Raw genomic sequence first — 20,160 nt, 5'->3', positions numbered from 1 at the left:
ATTAAACCGCTACAAATTTAATATTTTAAAATGGTATAAACGGGAAAATGGTCGCTATATCCTCCGAAATATTTTCCACCAACAAAAGTACGAAATGGTAAACCTGTTGATTTTCCGCCTGTATTCTTTAAAAAATCGGCATCAAAAATATCTGTTTTTATATATTCTAAATTTGATAGAGAAGATAAAAATCCTTTCGAAAATAGTTGCTGATCAAACAACATCCATTGATTTTTAAAAATCATTGATCCTCTTTGATAAGATTGCAGACCTACCATTGGATTAAACAATTCGTTTCTGTTTATCTCTTCTTGTTTCGCTCGAGTATTTAATTCTGTAATTAAATCAGGATTTGTTGGAGAATCATTAAAATCTCCAATAACCATTATTTTTTCCGAATAATTTTCGGTTAACAAATCGTTAATTCTTTTTCGAATGGTTTTAAAAATATGTTGACGCTTTAATTGATTAATCTCTTTATCAATTTTAGAAGGTAAATGCACAATAAAAACATGTACAATTTCTCCTACTAAATTTCCTTTCACGTACAAAATATCGCGTGTATAAGATTTATTATCGAACTGATCTTTAAATACAAATCGAATGGGTTCACTTTCTGTGACTTCAAAAAATTGTTCGCGATAAATCAACCCTACATTTATTTTTCGCTCATCTAAAGATTCGAATAACAACGTTTTATACGCTCCTTCTTTAAGAAAATCATTCTGCACCAAATCTTGTAAAACCTCATCATTTTCTATTTCAGATAAGCCAACCAAATAAGGTAATTCCTTTGTTTCTAATTTGCCAATTTTCGAGATACAAAAAGCAATTTTATTCACTTTTATATCATATCGATTATCTTTCCATTTGATGAAATTACTTGGCAAAAATGATTCTTCCGATGATTTAGAATAAAAATTTTCTGTATTATAAAATGCTATTGTCGCGAAGTTTTGTTTCAAAAGAATTGTTTTTGCTAAAATAAGAAAGAATGTATGTTTTTAAAAATTTGATTCATTCTAAAAATATTTTAAAAGTTAGTTGAAGCACGAAGTTGAAAAAAAAAACGTTCAAAAATTATCAACTTGAACAATTTTTATCTAATATATTATCAACTTGAACAGCGATTAAAAAACATGTTAAATGTTATGCTAAAATTCGTGTAAATGATTGATTTATGGTCAATTTAATCTGCTAAAAATTGTATATTTGCAAAGTTTGCAGTTTTTGCAATCAAAATTGAAAAGATGTAATTTTAATTGACTATTAAACAATAGTCTCAAAAAAATTTAAAACATAATGTCAAAAATTCATTACACACTTACGGATGAAGCTCCGATGTTGGCAACACATTCATTTTTGCCAATCGTTCAAGGATTCACGAAAACAGCTGATATTACAATTGAAGTTCCAGATATTTCTTTAGCTGGACGTATTTTAGCTAACTTTCCAGAATTCTTAAAAGAAGAACAAAGAATTCCTGATGCTTTAGCAGAATTGGGAGCTTTGGCGACTACTCCGGAAGCAAATATCATCAAATTACCTAACATTTCGGCTTCTGTTCCTCAATTAGACGAGGCAATTGCTGAATTACAAGCAAAAGGTTTTGCGGTACCAAATTATCCTGCTGAACCAAAAAATGAAGATGAAAAAGCAATTAAAGCTAGATACGGAAAAGTTTTAGGTTCTGCTGTAAACCCTGTTTTACGTGAAGGAAACTCTGACCGTCGTGCGCCAAAAGCTGTTAAAAACTATGCAAAAGCTAATCCTCACAAAATGGGAGCTTGGGCTAAAGATAGTAAAACAGAAGTTGCATACATGAAATCTGGAGATTTCTATGGTACTGAAAATTCAACAACTTTAGAAAACGCAACTGAATATACAATCAAATTTTACGGAGAAGATGGTTCTGTTCAAGAATTAAAAGCTGCAGCACCTTTAAAAGCTGGTGAAGTAATTGATTCTTCTGTAATGAATTTAAACTCTTTGCGTTCTTTCGTTCAAGAAGCAATTCAAGAAGCAAAAGATAAAAATGTTTTATTGTCTGCTCACTTAAAAGCAACAATGATGAAAGTTTCTGATCCAGTTATTTTTGGAGCTATCGTTGAAACTTTCTTTAAAGATGTTTTTGTAAAATACGCTGATACTTTCAAAGCATTAGACATTAACCCAAATAATGGTTTAGCAGATTTATTCGAAAAAATCAAAGGTCAACCTCAAGAAGCAGAAATCAATGCTGCTATTGAAGCTGATTTAGCAAACGGACCACGTGTTGCAATGGTTAATTCTGATAAAGGAATTACAAACTTCCACGTTCCTTCTGATATTATTGTTGATGCATCTATGGCTGCATTAGTAAGAAATGGAGGAAAAATGTGGAACAAAGATGGTGCTGAAGAAGATACAGTAGCTATTATTCCAGACCGTTCTTATGCAGGATTCTACGAAGCTGTTGTAGATGATATGAAAGCAAACGGTGCTTTAGATCCTACAACTATGGGTTCTGTTCCTAACGTTGGATTGATGGCTCAAAAAGCTGAAGAATATGGTTCTCATGACAAAACTTTCCAAGCTCCAGCAAATGGAACAATTAAAGTTGAAGATGTAAACGGAAACGTATTATTAGAGCAAAAAGTTGAAGCTACTGATATTTTCAGAATGTCTCAAACAAAAGATGCTCCTATCCAAGATTGGGTTAAATTAGCTGTTAACAGATCTCGTTTATCTGATACACCAGCAATTTTCTGGTTAGATAAAGGAAGAGCTCATGATCAACAAATCATCAAAAAAGTTGAAAAATACTTAGCTGATCATGATACAACAGGTTTAGATATCCGTATCATGGACGTTAAAGACGCCATGAAAGAAACTTTAAGCCGTGCAAGAGAAGGAAAAGATACTATTTCTGTTTCTGGTAACGTATTACGTGATTACTTAACAGATTTATTCCCAATTTTAGAATTAGGAACTTCTGCTAAAATGTTATCTATCGTTCCATTGATGAACGGAGGTGGATTATTCGAAACTGGAGCGGGAGGATCTGCTCCAAAACACATCGAGCAATTCGTAGAAGAAGGTTATTTACGTTGGGATTCTTTAGGTGAATTCTTAGCTTTACAAGCTTCTTTAGAGCACTTATCTCAAACACAAGGAAATGCAAAAGCACAAACTTTAGCAGACGCTTTAGATGAGGCTAATGCAAAATTCTTAGCGACAGATAAATCTCCAGGTCGTAAATTAGGAACTATCGATAACCGTGGTTCTCACTTCTATTTAGCAATGTACTGGGCTGAAGCGTTAGCTAATCAAACAAAAGATGCAGATTTAGCTGCTAAATTTGCTCCAGTTGCAACAGCAATGCAAGAAAACGAAGCAAAAATCAACGAAGAATTGATTGGTGCACAAGGAAAACCTCAAGATATTGGTGGTTATTACAAAGCAGATTTTACTAAAACAACTGCTGCAATGCGTCCATCTGCAACATTAAATACAATTGTTGACGGAATCTAATCCTTCAACTTTTCTTTATAAATACAAAACCTCAATCATAATGATTGAGGTTTTTTTATCTTCAAAAATATGATTTTAATAAGTTGTTAACATATCATCGACGCTATTAATACTTTATCATTTTTATTGTAAGATTTCATTGTTAGGTTTTAACGAAACTTCAAGAAAAAATTTAACAAATCTTTATTTTTTTATCAATAGAGTTAATGATAATTTTAAGAATTCAGATTTATTTAATTTCTGTCTAACTATATACTCACATGAAATATTTTTATTTACTCGCATTATTCTTTAGTACAATTACTGCTTTTGCACAGTCCAAATTAGAAACTGCTTTAAAAAATCTTGAATCAAATTATGCACAAGAAAAAGTTTATTTATTATTTGATAAAGAAGATTATATTGCTGGAGATAATATTTGGTTTAAAGCTTACACACTAAACGGATACAAACCAAGTAGAATTTCTACAAATTTGATTGTAGAATTATATGACAAAGAAAAAAAGTTGTTGGATCGTAAATTAGTTCCAATCGTTAATGGAGAAAGTGAAGGAACTTTAAATACAAAAGTAGAAAACGAGGAAGGTATTTATTTTGTTAGAGCTTATACAACTTACATGACATTTTTTCCTGAAGTTTTTCAATACATCAATCAACTAAAAATATATAATCCAACTTCAAAATTAAAAATTGTTCCTAATAAAGATCTAAAATGGCAAGCGAAAGCAGTTGCCGAAGGAGGAAATTTTATTCAAAATCAAACGACCAAATTCGCAGTTCGATTACAATCTGATGGAGAATTACCTAAGAAATGGAGTGGTTTTGTATTCGAAAAAAATAATCCAACTGCAAAAATTACAAATTTTGATAATTTAGATGAAAATGTTGCCACTTTTTCACTTAGAGCAGAAGAAGGAAAATCATACCAAGTACACATAATTGATGAAAAAGGTATTGAGCAAATTATCGATTTACCAGAGGCAAAAAAAGAAGGTATTTTATTAAAAATAGCTCGTAATGATAAGGATATTATGATACAATTGAAAAGTATCAATCAAGAAAATCCTTTGTTGAATCATAAAATTATTGGAACAATAAATAATGAACTTGTCATGAGTTCTCAAATTGTAAAAAGTGTAGAAACTGTTTCTACATTAGTTCCGAAAGAAGTAATAGAAAATGATAAAGGTATTTTAAATATCACCATTTTTGATGGGAATGATAAAGAAGTTGCCAATCGATTAATTTTTATCAATCAAAAAGAATTAGCTCAAAAACCTAACATTATTTCAGAAATCAATTCTAATCCAAGAGAATTAAATACGATAGATGTTAATACAACCGATGATATTGTTTTTACTGCTGTTATCAAAGATCAAGATCATTTTGATGAAGACAATCTACTTTCTGCAATGTGGTTAACACGAGATTTTACTTCTAAAATTGGACATCCTTCACAATATTTCAAAAGTTCTAAATTCTCAGAAAATTTAGATGCACTTCTTATTTCAGAAAAATGGAAAAGATTTGTTTGGGAAGATATTATTGTAGGAAACATTATAAAACCAGAATTTGAAACAGAGCATCGTTATTTATCATACAAAGTGAAAGCGTATAATAATGGTAGAGAATTGAGCAATGGATCGTTAAGTATAATTTACAAAACACAGGATAGAGAAAAAGATTTTGCAACACTTGATACAGATTACGAAGGTAATTTCGAAATGAATAATTTGTTTTATTATGGTCCAATGGCAATGAATTATTACTTGAATTCAGAAAATGGAAAATCAGCCAACAACGGAACCTTAACTTTATCTGTTGTCCCAAATTATAAAAGCACAAGTTATAAATCTAAATTACCTACAACACCTTATTTATTAGAAGAATTGTCCAATGCAAAAACAAATGAGGAAATAGCTAAACAAAATACATATAAACAGAATATCAAAATCATCAATGATAAGAGTATTCGACTAAAAGAAGTTGTCGTAAAAGCAGATAAAAAATCGAAAACAGAAAAGCTGAATAATGAATTAAGTAGTGGGATGTTTCAAAGCATCAACGAAACAGTGATTGATTTTGTGAACGAAAATCAACCAATAGAAGGTTATACTAATATTGCAGATTTTTTAGCAGGAAGAGTAGCAGGGCTGACAGTTTCTAATGGCGTTCCGAAAATCAGAAATTCTGAAGTTGCCATATACTGGAATGAAATGAAAATGACTTCTGATAATCTTAGTAGTATCAATGTAAGAGATATTGCGATGGTCAAAATTTTCAAAGGAGCAGGTTTACTTGGAAATGCAATTGCAATTTATTCGAAAAGAGGAAGTGATGCTCCTGTTGATAATTCGCCAATGTTTGCAAACAACTTGATTCAAATTGGTGGATACAATAAAGCTTTACCTTATTTTAATCTTGATGATTATGAATCGCTTTACAACGATGTACCCAACGACATTCGAAATACTTTATATTGGAATACTGCTTTATTTGCTGTACCAGAAGAAAAAACAGCAATCGAGTATTTTAACAATGACAAACCTGGTAATTATAAGTTAACTATAATTGGTTTCGACCAAAAAGGGAATGCCGTGTTCTACGAAGGAAAAATAGAATAATAATAAAAAACGTTTTGATTAGCTCAAAACGTTTTTTTATTTAATTATTTTTCAATAAATTAACTCATAATACCAACACTATTATGAAAGTTAAATTTGTTATCACTCTTTTTTTTCTATTATTAATTAATTCTAATGGACAAACAAAATTAGATTTCGCTATTAAAAATCTTGAAGAAAATTATGCGCAAGAAAAAATTTTCATTCTTTTTGACAAAGAAAAATATATAGCAGGAGAGAATATTTGGTTTAAAGCTTTATTATTTAATGGATATCAACAAAGTACTATTTCTACAAATCTATTTGTCGAATTATATGACAAGAATAAAACATTAATTGATAAAAAACTACTTCCTATAATTAATGGACAAAGTGATGGTAGTTTTACTTTAAAAGACGATTTAGAAGAAAATGTCTATTATTTAAGAGCTTACACAACATATATGACAAATTTTTCTGAAGATTTTCAATACATCAAACCTATTCTGATATATAATCCGAAATCTAAATTAAAATTAGTCAAAAATGAAAACATTAAATGGGATGCTTCGGTTCATCCTGAAGGAGGGACTTTTATTGAAAAACAAACAACAAAATTTGCAGTTCGATTAAAATCTATTGGTGATTTACCTAAAAAGTGGAAAGGTTTTGTTTTTGAAAAAGATAACCCTTCTACTAAAATAGTCGAATTCAATAATCTTGACGAAAATATTGCTACATTCTTTTTACGCGCAGAACCAAATAAAATATATCAAATACAAATAAATGATGAAAATGGAAATGAGCAAATTATTGATATTCCTTTAGCTAAAAAAGATGGTGTAAAATTAGCTATTCAACAAAATTCCGATTTTATACGCTATTCATTAACTGCAATTAATAAAAACTTAAACAATTATGTAATTGTCGGAACTATTAACAATAAACTAGTTTATAAAGCTACGATCATAGATAATAGACAAACTTTTTCAAGTAAATTGCCACTGTCTATAAATGATAATCAAAATGGGATATTGAATCTGCATATTTTTGATGAGAATCAGAACATAGTCGCACACAGACTTGCATTTATTTTTTGCAAAGAAAATGAAAGTAACAACAAAATAATAAAGTATTTAGACAATGCTTCACAACTTTATCAAACATCAACTAAAATAGACACATTAAATCAAAAAAAATATTTAAGTGATTTATTTTTAAGTAGTGATATGAATTTTAAAATACACAATCCTTCACAATATTTTGTAAATAATAATCAGAACAATCTAGACGCCTTGTTAATTTCCGAAGAATGGAAAAGATTTAATTGGAATGAACTCGATAAAACATCCAAAGTAATAAAAGTTGATTCTACTTTCTTGAATTACACAGGGAATGTTTTACAAAACGGAAAAAGTTTATCAAATTCAATTATTAATCTAATTGTTGAAACAGATGATGGTTCAAAAGAGTTCATTCAAACAAAAACAGATAATCTAGGAAAATTTACAATAGATCATATTATTTCATACGGAAATACAACTATTTCTTATTTCACTAAAGATAAAAATAACTTAATTTCTCTAAATATTCAATCAAATAACCCATTCATTCCTTATAAAAAATCATTTGAAACTTCTAATTACACTGTAACTGACAAATCAGAAATAGAAATTGCAAAGAGTAATATTACTCCAGAAGAAATAAATGAAAAATCAAAAAACAATGAAATTCAATTAAAAACTGTTGAATTAAAGTCAGATATAAGAAAAAAAACAGAATTATTAGACAAAAAAATAAGTAGTCAAGCTTTTCAAGCTGGAACTAGAAAAATTTTTGATTTTATTAATGGAGACTACCCGCAAATAAATACATACCCTAATATTTTTAGTTTTTTAGATCAAAACTTACCTAATTTTAATATGGATATTCACAACGGTGACTACAAAATTTTCCTAAGAGGTCCAATACTTGGTTCAGAAGTGAAGATTTACTTGGATGAAACACTTATAAGTCCTGAATTATTAGAAACTGTTAATGTAAATGAGATAGCTATGGTTAAAATTCTTAATAATTCAATAACTTCAGAAGCAATTGCCATTTATACAAAAAAAGGAAATTTTTCTCCTTTAAAATCAAAAACAGAACAAAAAAATAAAATTACTGTTATTGGATATAATAAATCAATTCCATTTCTTAAAAATTAATTTTTAATTGGTTTCTACCAAAAAGGGAATCCCGTATTCTACGAAGGAAAAATAGAATAATAATAATAAAAAATCGTAACTTATATAGTTCCACACTTTTCACCTATACCAATTCGTCGATTAGATATTAGGCTTCGTCGATTAGATGAATTAAACATTTGTGATTTTAAGAATATTTGTTCAAAATTAATTAGACATGAAAACATTTATTCAACTCATCACCTTATTTAGTTCTAGTTTCCTATTTGCTCAAAACTATACATTGATTGGTGAGGTTATAGAGCAAAATAAAGCACTTCCTTACGTTGATATTACCTTATCTAATCAAGACACAATTATCAATTTAACGACAAACGAAAAAGGTAAGTTTTCAATTGAAGCAAAAGAATCAAATTATAAATTTGAAATTATATATTTTGAAGAAACTGTTTTTCAGAAAGAAATTCAATTAAATCATTCTCAAGATTTAGGAAAAATAGAAGTCAAAACCTTTACAAATTTGAAAGAAGTTATTGTAGGAGCAGAAAAAAAAGTGATGGAACGTAAAATAGATCGTTTCGTTTTCAATGTCGAAAATTCTACTTCTACAGCTGGCGGAACTGCAATGGATGCATTGCGTGTAACTCCAGGTCTAAATGTTACAAATGATAACATTGCAGTATCTGGAAAAAATTCTGTTTTAGTTTTGATTGACGACAAACCGACATATATGTCTCAAACAGATTTAATAAACTATTTAGAAAGTATTAGTGCATCAGAAATCTCAAAAATTGAAGTAATTACAACGCCACCTGCAAAATATGAAGCCGAAGGAAATAGTGGAATTATTAACATCGTTACAAAACGAATCAAAAAAGATAGTTGGAACGCAAATATCGGAGGTTCCTATCAACGAGGGCTTCGGAACACAGAAAGATTGAATGCAGCGTACAATTTACAGAAAAATAAATGGACAATTCAAACTTCTATAAACGCTGGTGATCGTAGATTTTTGAGAACTTGGAACAACGAGTTATTTTTTACAGATATGCGCAGACAATCTATTTCATATACAGATTATGTGAATAAATACATTGGAGGTCGTTTATCTATCGATTATAAATTAACCGAAAAATGGATAATTGGCTCTAAATTTTCAATAAATCAATCGAAAAATAATTCAAAAAATCCACAAGAAATGTTTTTTAAAAATTTAGCTAATGAGATTTATCAAACCAACCGAGGAAATTCATTCGAAAATGGAAAAACAAATCAATCATTGTTCAATGTATATTCAGAATTTAAAATAGATTCTTTAGGCAAAAAAATATCATTTGATGCAGATTATGCGAATTATTCTTCACCAATGAATAGAACCTATGCAACTAATTCTTATCAAAATAATCAACTAATTGAAAACTCTTTTTTTGGAGGGAAAAGTAATTTAGAAAATAGAATTGAGAATTTTTCTTCAAAAATTGATATTGAACTTCCTTTACCAAATTTTAATTGGAGTTTTGGAGCTAAATTTTCTCAATCAAAATCAAATAATTTAGTGGAAGCATACCAAGCAGACGAAAATTACAATTATACGTTTGATAAAAATTTATCAAATCTTTTTAGATACAAAGAAAACAATGAAGCAATTTATTTGAATGGAAATAAAAAACTAGGAGAAAAATGGCAAATACAAGCTGGTTTGAGATTAGAAGCAACACAAACAGAAGGTTTTTCGAGAGAAAATAATCAAACCAACAAAACAGATTATATCAAATTATTTCCATCTTTCTATTTGATGCATACGTTTGATAAAAGCAAAAGTTTAGGAATTAATTATTCGCGTCGTATCAATCGTCCAAATTATGAGAGTCTGAATCCTTTTCGAATGATTCAAAATGAATATGTTTATAATGAAGGAAATCCTTTCTTAAAACCTGCTTTCACCCACAATTTAGAACTAACATTTAGTTACAAAAAATTTGATACACGACTTTATTATTCAGGTTTGAGAGATGGAGTAAATCAAGCTTCTATTATTGATGAAGTTACAAAACACAACACATTTGTATGGATGAATTTTGTGGATTCGGATAGCTTTGGTTTGAGTCAAAATATGACTATAAATCCAACAAAATGGTGGACAAGTATCAATACTTTTGAAGTTTCTTTTTCTAGTGCAAATGTTGCTATTTCATCTCAGCGCTTTAAGGGTTGGTCGAGTTCATTATTCTCTACAAACGATTTTACACTTAATCAACAAAAAACAATGTTTATTAACTTAATTTACTTTCAGAATTTTGGTGAAACATTTCAAAATTATAAACTAAAACCTTATGCACGTTTCAATCTTTCATTCAAATATTTGATGTTAGATAAAAAATTAGAATTCAGTTTTAATGTCACAGACATTTTTAAAGCGCAAGAATATTTATCACAAAATAACAAAGGTATTGTGCAGAAGTTTGCCAATGTATGGGATACTCAAAGTATTAGGATTGGATTGAATTATAAATTTGGTAGTAATAAATTATCAGTAAAAAATCGCGAAACTGGAAATCAAGATGAAGTGAATAGAATGTAGAAAATAATAATTAAATGAAAAGACGGTGCTTAAAAATCGTCTTTCATTTTTTTTAAAACCTCGCCTGCACTTGCACGCTTCCGGTATGTATCGGTTTATTTTCTTCTGTTTTACGCCCGTCATATGAAATATTCAATTGAAGAAAACTTGTAATTTGACGTTGCAATTGCAATTGCCAAACAAAGTTATTACCAGCGCGCAAACCTTCCATCATTTGGTTTCCAACAACAGATTCTTGATTTCCTATAAATTTATTGTTGATAAAACTAAAACTTCCCAACAAACTCATCTTTTCCGAACTATTCCATTGCAATTCTGTTCCCAAATCTGATTGATTTAATTGCTCTTCTCCAGAAATATTTTTCTTATTTTGATAATTATAAAACAACGAAGCTACGATTGATTTCTCTGTTTGATAGGTGATTTTTGGAGATAATCTTACATTATTCAACTTGTATCGACGACTCATAAACAATTCCGAATCACTGTTTATTACCATATATTCTGTATCAAAACTCGCAATTAAATCTTGTAAAATTTTGTAACGTGTTTGCAACAAATAACTATCCGAATCTCGGTATTCAGAACCAGTATAGACATATGTTTGAGATTGTTGTTGATTGTAAATAAAATTCGTCGACCATTTATATTGCGTCCCTTGATTAAAGAAAATTGATGAACGAATACTTCTCGTTTTTCCTAAAATCTGCGCAGAATTGGTAAAAGGATTCCATTCTAACGTCGAACCTTCTTTACGCAAAGAATTGCTTGCCGAAATATTTTGTTGAAACATCCAACGATTCCAGAATTCATTTTCAGTATTGAAAACCTGTTTTGGACGAAAACGTAATGTAAAATTGAATTGATTTTTATTCGTTTTTAAATACTCAATTGTATTTGTATACACACGAATATAATTTGCTTGATCAATAAATTCTGCCACTTCAAACTCATCAATTTGCTCTATTCCATCTCCGTTATAATCTGTCCATTTGTAAATTCCCATTCCATCCGAAACTTTTACATACTGAAATTCTCGCTGCGGTTCTACTCCACTTCCTACTTCATAATCTACATTTAACTGCAATCCTTGATTGAAAAAAGCTTTATACCATTTCACGTTTCCAGTCATAAAATCTTCGTTTGGCGCATCCAAAAATTGATAATTAACGCTTCTGTAATGGAAATTTAAACTAAGTTGATGATTTTGTTTTTGAATTAAAGTTGAATTAAAAATAGCTCCTTTACTTTGCTGAATATTTTGCCAAACTCCTAAACGAATCGAATCATCTTGACGTTGATAAACAGTCAAATCAAATTTATGACCAATAGAATCAGAAAAACCTCCTTTCAATTGAAATTCATTCCATTTAAAACTCAAATCTGATTTTTGATTTTTTGTCAAATCATCCATGTCATTATTTTCGCCCCAAACTCTTGCTCCAACCCAAAATTTATTTCCAATTTTTCGTTTTCCATCCACCATATAACGCGCGAAATTGGTATTTTGAAGCGTTGCTTTTGTTGACAAAATATTTGCTTGCGCAACAATTTCATCTTTTTCAGTTTTGTAATTGGCATCAAGTTGATTTCTCAAACCTTTGTACAAACCAGTATTTTCAAGATAATCGAATTTATATTGCGCAGTAAATTTTTCTTTCCAAGATGAATTAATTTTTGCTGTGATAAAATTCTGATTTACACCACTTAATTCTTGATCTAAATTAAAATCTCGTGCAAATTCAATAGCTCGTAAACGCTCTGCACTTTTATAATTTTTGTTGATAAAATTCCATTCTGCATAAGGTGTAATTTTCCAATTTTTGAAAGAAAATGTTTTTTCACCATAAACACGAGTTGCTAAACCAGAATTGTTTTGATCATCAATCGAAGAAAATAAATTTTGATCATAATTACTCAAACCAAAGTTAAAACCAACATTACCATTATTTTTCAATTGATATTGACCATTCAACGTATAAATCTGCAATTTTTTAGGAGAAATTAATTGCTTTATTGGTTCGTAATCTCCTTGTAATACACCTGCAATAGCTTCATTATATTGAAAAACTTTTCCATTCTGATTCGCATTTATTTGTCGATAATTTCCTTGATTCGTACCAACATACGTAAAGGCAACTTGATACAATTCGTCATTCGGATCAGTCGAATATTCGAAAATATCTAAACCATTTAGATTTACTTTTCGGTATAATATTCTGTTCGAATCATAACTTGTTTTTTCAGCCGAAACTGTGTACATTTTATCAGGATCATTTCCTGCATTAGCTAAGATTTGTTTTTCATTATCAGTTAAGTCATTTCCAAGTGAATTGTTCTTCGAATCTCCTTGAGAAAAGAAAAAACCTGACAATTTTAATCTCTCCGATTCATATTCAGCACCGCCATAAAGTAACACTTGCGAATAATTACGAGAATTGTACAAATATTCAATATTAATACGCGTATTAGCTGTAATCAATCGATTTGAAGTAAACGAAATTTCTCCTGTATTGTAATTAATTACATAATCATTTTGTTCCCCTCTTTCTAACAAAACTCCATCAATATACACTTTCTCGCTACCAGAAATAATAATCACATATAACTCATTATTCTTCCCAGAAAGTCGATATGGACCTTGATTTCCGTCTTGTCCAATAAAATTTACACGCATAAATTCGCCTCGCGTAATACTTCCCGAAGCAAAAATATTAGTAGACGAATTTTCGTCTTTCAGTTGTGTGGATAATTGTAAACCTGTTACTTTTTGATTAAATGGATTGAAAAAATCTCGGTCTTGATTGGTATTAATATCGATATGTCCAGCACGAATTTTAGAATTTTTATTGGCTAATTCGATGTAAACTTTATCAAATTCTTGTAGATTTTGTGTGTATCCGTCTGATTCGATCGGAACATTATTATCTGCAATTGCTGCATTAACAGTAATATCATCAGATAACTTACCTGACAATTCCAAATCCAATGAAGACTGCACCGATCCACTTTGATTGTTCCCGAAACGAATTCCACGAACCATAGAACCTTTGCTATTTAAACCATCAAAAATATCTTTATTTGCTTGATTAGCGTTTGGCTCTATTTGATGAAAAATATTAACAGGTCTTTCATCGTTAACAATTATTGCGGGATTCTTTGCATAGAAAACAGATTCGGCTAATTTTGGATTAACAAAATACTGAATTTTAACCATTTGCTTCGCGATTGAAGAATCAAAATAAACTTCATTTCGATTGAAATCGATTGTATATAATTCTTTTGAAATTGGATTTCCTGTAGAATCTAAAATTTGAAATTTATCTTTCAAAACTCCTTTATTCAGAAGCTTTATTGTATCTGAAGTTTGTACAGAATCTTGTCTAAAATTTGGATTTTTCCACCCATTATTTTGAGCCAACAAAAAATTGTTAGCTAACCAAAAACATAGAAAAAATAGAACTCGAAACTGCAAAAGATTTTATTAGAATAACGAAAATTTAAGCTAAAAATTTTACTCGAAATTTAATCACTTTTTTTCAATCAAATAATAGTTTCTCTGAATTCGATCGTTATAATTTTTCTGATCTTTTGATGAATGATTTAAGTCGACAACTCCAATTTTTTTAATCGAATAACTTTTCAAATGATTTGTAATAAATGTAGAGTCTGCTTTGTTTGCTAAAACCCCAAATTTCGCTTGTTTCGGTAAATTCATTTTACCATTTTCATTAATCGCTAGAATTGAATTACCATAATCTAATACAATTTCAGGAACAAAACCTTCCCATTCGTAAGTTTTAATTTGGTATTGATTTTCTAATTTTTTAAGATTTTGTGCAGATGAATACAACGTTTCAGAAAAAGTTAATTTAGAAAGTGGAAAACCAAATGCAACGACTGAACACATCAATAAAACTGCTGAATAAAAAACCTGTTCAAAAGATTTTATTTTTAACCCTTTCAGAATTGCTATTCCTAATACTAAACCAACAATGGCAAAAGGAATCGACCAAACTAAAAACTCGGATAATCGATCCTTTGTATAAATAAAAACACCTATTGAGATTACAATTCCGATGAATCCATATAAACCAAAAATAAAATTTGTAAAATATTTTTCCGTTTTATTCGTCATATTTTTGAACTCTAAACGCAAATATTCAATATAAAATCCAATATTCATCGCTAAAGGAATCAAGGTAGGTAATAAATATCTTGATTTTTTTTCTGGTATTATTGACAATAAAACTACTGATAAAATAGTCCATAACCATACAAATTGATAGGCTTTTTTATTCGCAACTTTATTTTTAAGATAGGGATAAATCAAACTTATCAAAGCTGGAATTGTCCATAAACCAGATTGAGTAAAAAAGCTCCAATAATAATAAATTGGACGTGTATTGTAACTGTGCCAATTATTGACTTCTTTAGTAGAAGCGGCTAAAAAATGTTCGGCATCAAAATATTTTACGTACATCATCCATGCAAAACCTACGACACAACCTAAAATAATTGTGAATAAAGTTATAGATAGATTTCTTCCTAACTTTTGTCTATAAACAATAAAATACGCAAGTAAAAATGGTAAAAATAAAGCATATAAAGATACAGGACCTTTACTCATGATCGAACATCCTAAGAAAAAAAATGCAGCTATAAAATTGAATAAATTAAATTTAGTCGCTTGAAATTCTTTTACTAAAAAGAAAATTGTTCCCATCATAAAGCTATGCGTATACATATCCCAATTGTTATCTCGTCCAGAGAAAAACACATAAAATGACGTAATTAACACTAATGATGAATTAACAACTTGTTGTTTTGTAAGTTCAAATTTCGATAAGATTTTATAAAACCAAACAACCAATAAAATTGTAATTAAAACAACAGGTACACGTAACCAGAAGAAATTTTCGAACCCAAAAACAAGTCCAAAAACTGCAGTAATCCATGTTGGTAAAGGTGGTTTTTCGTAACGTGGTAAACTATTAAGTGTTGTAAAAATCCAATTTCCATCATTCACCATTTCTCGGGCTGAAATTATATTTCGAGCTTCCATAATATTTGTTTGCAAAACACCAAGATTTACAAATAACATCAAAATTGTAACGATGATTAAAAATAAAACCGAATTTTGCTTAATCCACTGAACCATTTTTTTCTTTTCGTTTGATTAATATATTTCGAGCATAAACGATAAATCCCATAAAATGACCTACAAATAATACAGGGTCTTTTCTAATGATAGCATAGGTTAAGATTAATAATGATCCTGTCAAACTAATCAACCAAAATCCCATTGGCAATTGCGATTCGTGTTTTCTTTCGGAATAAATCCATTGATAAACGAAACGAAATGTAAAAAGTACCTGAGAGATTATACCCAAAGATAAAAGCCATATCGGTATTTTTTCATTTTTGAATAATAAATCTACATCAAAAATTCCATTATTAAAACCATATAAAACAATTAGCGCCGGAAATATGTACAAAAAAATACGGACAATTCTGGGAAATTCTTTCCAATGATTTTGAAGTTGTATATTTCTGATATAAATATAATAAGTCAATGTTTGACCTAACATAATAGAAAAGTCGTGACGTAAATAGCCATAAAAAAATAGCAAAACCGAAGCAAATAAACTGACTTCCCAAAATAATTTTGGCGTAAGTACTTTTTTATTTTTCTCAGAAACAATCCATTGCAAAATTAGTCGACTTGAAAAAAGCGCCTGCGCAAGAAAACCAATGCTTATGATAACCCAATTTGGCATTATGCTCCTTCTTGAATCTTATAATTGATGTATTTTTTCTTCATCCAAACAAAGGCAAAACAATCCATTAATGGTCCCAATAATCGGTTCCACAAATTAAATTTTGACTCACCAGCAATTCGAGGAAAATGTTTTACAGGAACTTGTGTTACTGTTCCGTTTTGTAATAAAATCATAGCTGGTAAAAAACGATGTAATCCTTTGAACATTGGAATTTTTTTGGCTTTTTTTGCATCTATAACCTTCAATGGACAACCTGTGTCATCCATTCCGTCATTTGTAAATGCTCTACGAATAGAATTTGCAATTTTAGATGACATGTTTTTTACAAAAGAGTCTTTTCGATCAGCGCGAACTCCAGTCACCAAATCATATTGCTCCGCAAGAGCTAATAGTTTATTAAAATCTTCGGGAGCAGTTTGCAAATCTGCATCAATATAACCTACCCATTTAGATTTTACTGAATCAAAACCTGCTTTTATAGCTGCAGATAGACCGTAGTTTTTATCAAAAGATATATAATGGAATTTATCGTTTCTTTGACAAATTTCTTTTATTATAGCTAAACTTTTATCTTTAGAACCATCATTAACAAGTAAAATTTCGGTAGATTTTACTGCTTTTTGTATGTATTTATTCATCTCATCCTCCAATCTATATAAATTGTCTTCTTCATTATAGATAGGAATAATTATTGTGAATTCTGTTGACATTTACTTTTAATATTTCAAACAACAAAGTTATAAAATAATAAAAGGATACTAAAATCTTTTTAAACAAGTTAAACCATTGATTTAAAGTGAAATAAATATTAAAAATAAAGTTATTACGAAAGTAAAGAATCCATTTCTAATAAGAGATTCTGTTTATCTTCGTCGTTTATTAATAGTACAGAATTTCCTTTTCCATAAGGCTTATAACGCGTCAAGAAATCACCACATTTAAACAAGCCTAATGTCTTGGTAGGAGCTGCACAACTTAAATGCATCATACCTGAATCTGCCGCAACAACAATCTCACAATTATACATAACAGCAGCAATTTCTCGTACATCTTTACTATAAAATTCAGGAAGTTTATGTTCAAGCATCGAAATATTTTCTACTGGTAAAATCTCGATTAAATTATAATGTTCAGCATATTTTGGATAAAAAATAGTATAAAAATCTGTCCACCATTCCGCATCATAACACTTAGCACCAGTAGCATATGTAAAGAAAGCCAATGTTTTTTTAGACGGATCTTTAATTAATTTTTTAAGGAGTTCTTTTCCATTCTCAATTTCCAAATCTGACAATTGAATATTTAGAGTTGGAATGTTTAAATTTTCTTGATGATTAGAAAATAATTCTTTAAATTTTTGAAACTGATAAACTGGATATTGAGCTTGATGAATTTGATTTTCTTTAGATGAATCCAACTCGAATTCACTTCCAAAAATTTTATAATATGAATTAGCAAAAGATGTAGAAAGTCTACCCGAAGAAGAATTTTTATCTACATTAATCACCAAATCATATTTCTCCTTCTTAATTTTTAACCAGACTTTTATATACTGAAATAATTCTTTAAATGGTTTTTTTGGTAATTCAATAATTTGATCAATTTGTGGGTAATTTTGAAATATAATTGGTGCAACTTTACCTTTCACAAACAAATCAATTTTCACTTGTGGATAATCTTTTATAATTTCCTGTACCAACGGTGTAATCAATAATATATTTCCAAGTCGTTGATTTGGTCTATTGATCAGTACTCTATTTAATTCAAGAGGTTTCTCTTTATTAACTTTTGGTAAATTATGATTACCTATTCCTCCTGTTAATCGACGCATTATTGTACGACGATAATGATTAACTGATCGCTTAAAACTCATTAATTATTAGTTTCAAAGAATTAAATTATATATAGAATTAATTTTCCACGAAACTATGTAAACTATTGAATAAATTAAAATTTATTTTAATAATATATTTACACGATTTCAAGTCTAAAATAAGAGCCAGAAATAACATCTAGCTCATTATACAATAACAAACATCCAACTTTTAATCGAAAATTTTTATTTTATAAACTTTCTTTTTTACTAGCTTTTACAATTCGATACGAAATATAAAGGAAGATTAACCATACAGGAATTAATTCTACCGATATTTTAAGACCAGTGAACCACATAATTACTAAAATTCCAAACAAGAAAATTAGACATATATAATTACTCATCGGATATAAAAAAGATGGAAACAATGTTTTTACTTGTTCTATATTTTTTTGTTTTCTGTATTTAAGATGTGTTATCGAAATCATGATCCAGTTAATTACCAAAGAAGAAACAACCAATGACATTAGGATATGAAAAGCATCTTCTGGAATAACTTTATTAATTACAATACAAATAGCAGCAAAAATTGATGAAACAACAATTGCCATTACAGGAACGTGATTTTTGTTTAATTTTTTCAAAAATTTTGGTGCGTTTCCTTGTTCAGCTAATCCATACAACATTCTACTGTTGCTATATACAGAGCTGTTGTAAACAGATAAAGCGGCTGTTAAAACGATAATATTTAAAGCATTTGCGATAAGTTTAGAGAAATCAATGGTATTACCAAAAAGATTTAGTTTTAAATGATTTAAATTCTCAAAAACCATAACAAAAGGGCTACTTTTATCTGTAATTGTTTCCCAAGGAGCAAGAGAAAATAAAATAATTAATGCACCTACATAAAAAATTAAGATTCTATAAATAACTTGATTGGTAGCTTTTGGGATTGTTTTTTCGGGATTTTTAGCTTCAGCAGCAGTAATTCCAATTAACTCTAATCCTCCAAAGGAGAACATAATTAGCGCCATTGCAGCAAATAATCCACTAAAACCACTTTCACTATTTCCAGATAACCATCCTTTTGGGAAAAAACCACCATTGTTCCAAAGATTTTGAATTGTAGCTTGTTCGCCTCCAGTTCCGCTTATTAATAGATATGCACCAAAAATAATCATCGCAATAATTGCAATAACTTTTATAATAGAAAACCAAAACTCAGCTTCGCCAAACATTTTTACAGAACCTAAGTTTAAGGCATTAATAATAACAAAAAAGAACAAACTCGATGCCCATAATGGTATTTCTGGCCACCAAAACTGAACATAAATTCCGATAGCAGTCAATTCGGACATGCTTACCAAAACATACAGAATCCAATAATTCCAACCAGAAGCAAATCCCGCAAAAGATCCCCAGTATTTATAAGCAAAATGACTGAAACTTCCAGAAACAGGTTCGTTAACAACCATTTCTCCTAATTGACGCATGATAAAAAAAGCAATAATTCCTGCAATTGCATATCCTAAAATAACAGACGGTCCGGCGAGAACAGCAGCAGGTCCAATTCCTAAAAACAAACCAGTTCCAATCGCACCACCTAAGGCTATTAATTGAATATGACGGTTTGTAAGACCTCTTTGCAATTCTTTTTCTTCGGTATTTTTTATTTGAC

At 29.4% G+C, this 20,160-nt stretch carries 11 protein-coding genes; 4 read left to right on the top strand and 7 right to left on the bottom strand.

Features of this window, described 5'->3' with window-relative positions:
* Positions 1–17 precede the first annotated feature (17 nt).
* Positions 18–965: an endonuclease/exonuclease/phosphatase family protein gene (locus AC2I98_RS12220; RefSeq protein ID WP_486411942.1), complete on the bottom strand. Its 948-nt coding sequence runs from the start codon at positions 963–965 to the stop codon at positions 18–20.
* Positions 966–1,302: 337 nt separating this feature from the next.
* Between AC2I98_RS12220 and AC2I98_RS12215 the strand changes: the two genes are divergently transcribed.
* From AC2I98_RS12215 to AC2I98_RS12200, 4 genes are all read left to right on the top strand, one after another.
* Positions 1,303–3,513 carry an NADP-dependent isocitrate dehydrogenase gene (locus AC2I98_RS12215; protein WP_486411941.1) on the top strand — a complete coding sequence of 737 codons (2,211 nt, stop codon included), beginning with the start codon at positions 1,303–1,305 and terminating at the stop codon, positions 3,511–3,513.
* A 260-nt stretch (positions 3,514–3,773) separates the two neighbouring features.
* Positions 3,774–6,137, top strand: a complete 2,364-nt coding sequence (locus AC2I98_RS12210; RefSeq protein ID WP_486411940.1) for a hypothetical protein — start codon at positions 3,774–3,776, stop codon at positions 6,135–6,137.
* Positions 6,138–6,220: 83 nt separating this feature from the next.
* On the top strand, positions 6,221–8,323 hold the full coding sequence (locus tag AC2I98_RS12205) for a hypothetical protein (protein ID WP_486411939.1): 2,103 nt from the start codon (positions 6,221–6,223) through the stop codon (positions 8,321–8,323).
* Positions 8,324–8,519: 196 nt separating this feature from the next.
* On the top strand, positions 8,520–10,883 hold the full coding sequence (locus AC2I98_RS12200) for a TonB-dependent receptor domain-containing protein (RefSeq protein ID WP_486411938.1): 2,364 nt from the start codon (positions 8,520–8,522) through the stop codon (positions 10,881–10,883).
* A gap of 52 nt (positions 10,884–10,935) precedes the next feature.
* Here AC2I98_RS12200 and AC2I98_RS12195 read toward each other — a convergent pair whose 3' ends face one another.
* The 6 genes from AC2I98_RS12195 to AC2I98_RS12170 all read right to left on the bottom strand — a co-directional run bounded on the left by AC2I98_RS12195 (position 10,936) and on the right by AC2I98_RS12170 (position 20,155).
* Entirely contained in the window at positions 10,936–14,304 is a 3,369-nt protein-coding gene (locus AC2I98_RS12195; protein ID WP_486411937.1) for a hypothetical protein, read from the bottom strand.
* A 108-nt stretch (positions 14,305–14,412) separates the two neighbouring features.
* Positions 14,413–16,044, bottom strand: coding sequence for an ArnT family glycosyltransferase (locus tag AC2I98_RS12190; RefSeq protein ID WP_486411936.1), 1,632 nt, complete (start codon positions 16,042–16,044; stop codon positions 14,413–14,415).
* Positions 16,028–16,663: a lipid-A-disaccharide synthase N-terminal domain-containing protein gene (locus tag AC2I98_RS12185; RefSeq protein WP_486411935.1), complete on the bottom strand. Its 636-nt coding sequence runs from the start codon at positions 16,661–16,663 to the stop codon at positions 16,028–16,030. The genes AC2I98_RS12190 and AC2I98_RS12185 overlap by 17 nt, the downstream gene beginning before the upstream one ends.
* Positions 16,663–17,376: a glycosyltransferase family 2 protein gene (locus tag AC2I98_RS12180; protein WP_486411934.1), complete on the bottom strand. Its 714-nt coding sequence runs from the start codon at positions 17,374–17,376 to the stop codon at positions 16,663–16,665. The genes AC2I98_RS12185 and AC2I98_RS12180 overlap by 1 nt, the downstream gene beginning before the upstream one ends.
* 113 nt (positions 17,377–17,489) lie before the next feature.
* The gene (locus AC2I98_RS12175) at positions 17,490–18,539 is read right to left on the bottom strand and encodes a glycosyltransferase family 9 protein (protein ID WP_486411933.1); all 1,050 of its coding nucleotides are present in this window, start codon (positions 18,537–18,539) and stop codon (positions 17,490–17,492) included.
* A 191-nt stretch (positions 18,540–18,730) separates the two neighbouring features.
* Positions 18,731–20,155, bottom strand: a complete 1,425-nt coding sequence (locus tag AC2I98_RS12170; RefSeq protein ID WP_486414079.1) for an amino acid permease — start codon at positions 20,153–20,155, stop codon at positions 18,731–18,733.
* Positions 20,156–20,160 lie beyond the last annotated feature (5 nt).

Source organism: Empedobacter sp. EJD.6dd (genome assembly GCF_057369435.1).
The sequence above is the reverse complement of the archived record's forward strand: the minus strand, read 5'-3'. Positions and strand labels throughout refer to the sequence as shown.

Bases quoted from the DNA above. Each gene is read 5' to 3' on its own strand.
- AC2I98_RS12215 (WP_486411941.1), top strand. From the start codon at position 1,303: ATGTCAAAAATTCATTACACACTTACGGATGAAGCTCCGATGTTGGCA.
- AC2I98_RS12210 (WP_486411940.1), top strand. From the start codon at position 3,774: ATGAAATATTTTTATTTACTCGCATTATTCTTTAGTACAATTACTGCT.
- AC2I98_RS12205 (WP_486411939.1), top strand. From the start codon at position 6,221: ATGAAAGTTAAATTTGTTATCACTCTTTTTTTTCTATTATTAATTAAT.
- AC2I98_RS12200 (WP_486411938.1), top strand. From the start codon at position 8,520: ATGAAAACATTTATTCAACTCATCACCTTATTTAGTTCTAGTTTCCTA.
- AC2I98_RS12190 (WP_486411936.1), bottom strand. From the start codon at position 16,044: ATGGTTCAGTGGATTAAGCAAAATTCGGTTTTATTTTTAATCATCGTT.
- AC2I98_RS12185 (WP_486411935.1), bottom strand. From the start codon at position 16,663: ATGCCAAATTGGGTTATCATAAGCATTGGTTTTCTTGCGCAGGCGCTT.
- AC2I98_RS12180 (WP_486411934.1), bottom strand. From the start codon at position 17,376: ATGTCAACAGAATTCACAATAATTATTCCTATCTATAATGAAGAAGAC.
- AC2I98_RS12175 (WP_486411933.1), bottom strand. From the start codon at position 18,539: ATGAGTTTTAAGCGATCAGTTAATCATTATCGTCGTACAATAATGCGT.